At 72.5% G+C, this 3044-nt stretch carries 2 protein-coding genes; one reads left to right on the top strand and one right to left on the bottom strand.

Translation table 11 applies throughout. The annotated features are described in order from the left end of the window. Positions 1–802: type 2 periplasmic-binding domain-containing protein (locus AC1DXV_RS33200; RefSeq protein ID WP_477937788.1), on the top strand; the 802-nt coding region annotated here is incomplete at its 5' end. On the opposite strand, the gene AC1DXV_RS33195 is transcribed toward AC1DXV_RS33200, so the two are convergent. After that, positions 799–3044, bottom strand: a 2246-nt coding sequence (locus AC1DXV_RS33195) for a response regulator (RefSeq protein ID WP_477937786.1), incomplete at its 5' end; no start/stop codon positions are given. The two genes, AC1DXV_RS33200 and AC1DXV_RS33195, sit on opposite strands and share 4 nt — an antisense overlap.

Genomic DNA, 3044 nt, shown 5'->3' with positions numbered 1-3044 from the left:
CGGCCCCGACAGCCCGAAGCTGTACTGGTTCGATCCCGCCGACATGCGGCCGCTGATCGCGAGCCCCGGGCACGTGCGCGCGCTCGAGGCCTTCGTCGACCTGGTCCGCTTCGGGCCGCGCGACATGCGCCACTGGGACCTCGGCCAGAGCTGGGACTACCTGCTCGCCGGGCGCGCGGCGCTGACCTTCACCTGGGGCGACCTGGGCGCGCTGGCGCAGCAACCCGGCAGCAAGGTCAAGGGCAAGATCGGCGCGGCACCGGTGCCGGGCACGCGCGCGTACTACAGCCTCGCGCGCCATGACTGGGTCCCCACCGCGCAGCCGAACGTGGTCGGCAACACCACCGGCGGGTCGTGGGCGGGCGTGATCTCGAAGTACTCGAAGGCGCCGGAGGCGACCTACTACCTGCTCGCGTTGATGGCGACCCGGGAGAAATCCAAGGTGTACGCGGTTCGCGGCTGGGATGGCATCGACCCCGGGCGCCGGTTCCACTTCCTGCCCCCCGACGGCAGCGGGCAGATCGACACCTACCTGCAGGCCGGCTGGAACGAGGTGGACGTGCGCGACTACCTGCATGCGTACTTCGAGAACTTCAGCAACCGGCTGCAGTTCCCCTACCTGCGCATTCCCGGCGCCTTCAGCTACTGGCAGGCGCTCGACGTGCACCTGGGCGAGGCGGTGGCCGGGCAGCTGAGCGCCGAGGCGGCGCTGAAGGCCGCCGCGGTCGACTTCGAGGAGATCACGCTGCGCCTCGGGCGCGAGCGGCAGCGCAGCGCGTACCGCAAGTCCCTGGGGCTCTAGCGTTCGGCCAGTTCGCCCAGCACCTGGTCCAGCTGCCGGGACACCTCGTGCAACAGCGCGCCGATCCCGGCGTCGCCGGCGTGCCCCAGGCAGGCCTGTTCCAGCGCGGCTGCCGCCTCCTGCAGCGCCGGCATGCCGAGCGTGCCGGCCTCGCACTTCAGGTCGTGGGCCGATCGCATCGCGGCGTCGGAATCCCCCGCCGCCAGCGCGGCCTCGAAATGCGGCACGAACTCCGTCTCGCGGTCGCGGAACATGCCCAGCATGCGGCGGTACAGCACGTCGTTGCCCCGCACGTTGGCCAGGCCGCTGGCGCTGTCGATGCCGGCAGCGGGGCGCCGCGGCTTCACCCAGCGCGCCAGCGTGGCGAACATCTCGTCGACGACGATCGGCTTGGCGATGTGGTCGTCCATGCCGGCCGCGAGCACGGCCTCGCGGTCGCCGACCATCGCGTTGGCCGTCATCGCGATCACCGGCAGGCTCCGCAGCGCCGGCTGCTGGCGCAGCGCGCGCGTCGCGGCATAGCCGTCCATGCGCGGCATCTGGCAGTCCATCAGCACCGCGTCGAAGCGCTCGCGGGCCAGCGCGTCCAGCGCCTCCTGGCCGTCGCCGGCGACGCTGACGGCCACGCCGGCGCGGCCCAGCAGGTCCACGGCCAGCTCGCGGTTGATCGCGTTGTCCTCGACCAGCAGGACGTGCGCGCCGGCCAGTGCCGCGCGGTGGTCGTGCAGCGCGTCGGCACGCCGCGCGCTGCGCGTGGGCGCGAGGGGCACGCGGCCGAGCGCGGTGATGCAGGCATCGAACAGCGACGAGGGCGTGACCGGCTTGGTCAGCAGCGCACCGACCGTCAACCGCCGTTCGGCCAGGTGCTGGCGCACCTCGTCGCGCCCGAAGGCGGTGGCCATCAGCACCACCGGCGCCGGGTGGCGCAGCCCGGCCCGGTCGACCAGCGCCTGCGCGCAGGCCACGCCGTCCATGCCGGGCATCTTCCAGTCCAGCAGCAGCAGCTGGTACGGCCGGTCGCCGGCATCCGCCTGCACCACCCGCCGCAAGGCCTCTTCGCCGCCGGCGGCGGCATCGGCGTTCAGGCCCAGTGCCTGGCTCATCCCGGCGAGCACCTCGCGCGCGGCGGCGTTGTCGTCGACGACGAGCACGCGCGTGCCCGACAGGCTGTCGTGGGGCGCGGCCGGCGGCGCCGCCGCGGCGCCCGGCTGCAGGTCGAAGGCGAGCTCGAAGTGGAAGCAACTGCCGCGCCCCGGCTCGCTGTCGACCGCCAGCTTGCCGCCCATCAGGAGCACCAGGTGCCGGCTGATGGCCAGCCCGAGGCCGGTGCCGCCGTAGCGCCGGCTGGTCGAGGCATCGGCCTGCGTGAAGGGCTCGAACAGGCGCTCCTGCTCCTCGCGGCTCATGCCGATGCCGGTGTCGCGCACCTCGAAGCGCAGCCGCGCCGGTCTGTCGTCGCCGTGGCCGGCGTCGCCTGCGTCGCCTGCGTCGATCACCCGCACCGCCACCACGACCTCGCCCCTGGCGGTGAACTTGACGGCGTTGTTGCCCAGGTTCAGCAGCACCTGACCCAGCCGCGACGGGTCGCCCACCAGCGCGCTCGGCAGCTGCAGCGGCAGTTCGAGCAGCAGCTCGAGGTCCTTCTCGTCGGCCTTCATGCCGACCACGTTGCTCAGGTTGTCCATCACCTCGCCGAGGCTGAACGGGATCGACTCGATGTCGAGCTTGCCGGCCTCGATCTTCGAGAAATCGAGGATGTCGTTGATGATGCCCAGCAGCGATTCGGCCGAGGCGTTCACCTTCTGGATGTAGTTGTGCTGCCGCGCATCCAGGCCGCTCTGCAGGGCCAGGTGCGACATGCCGAGGATCGCGTTCATCGGCGTGCGGATCTCGTGGCTCATGTTCGCCAGGAAGCTGCTCTTCGCGCGGTTGGCGAGCTCGGCGGCGTCCTTGGCGCGCTGCGCCTCGGCGAACACCGATTCGAGGTGCGCGATGGTGTCGGCCAGCCGCTGCGTCATGGTGTTGATGCTGCGCGCCAGCAGCCCGATCTCGTCGCCGGATTCGACCGCGGCGCGCGCCGACAGGTCGCCCGCCGCGACGCGTTCGGCCACGTTGGTCAGGCGGCGCACCGGCCCCACGATGCTGCGCTGGAAGCGCCAGGCCAGCAGCACCGCCGCCAGCACCGCCAGCAGCGCGAGCGCCGCGGCGGCGAGGCGGGCGTCGGCGATGCGGTGCACCGCGC

Source organism: Rhizobacter sp. P3_C12, from assembly GCF_056402735.1.
Note: the sequence above shows the minus strand (reverse complement) of the source record. Positions and strands in the feature narration are given on the sequence as shown.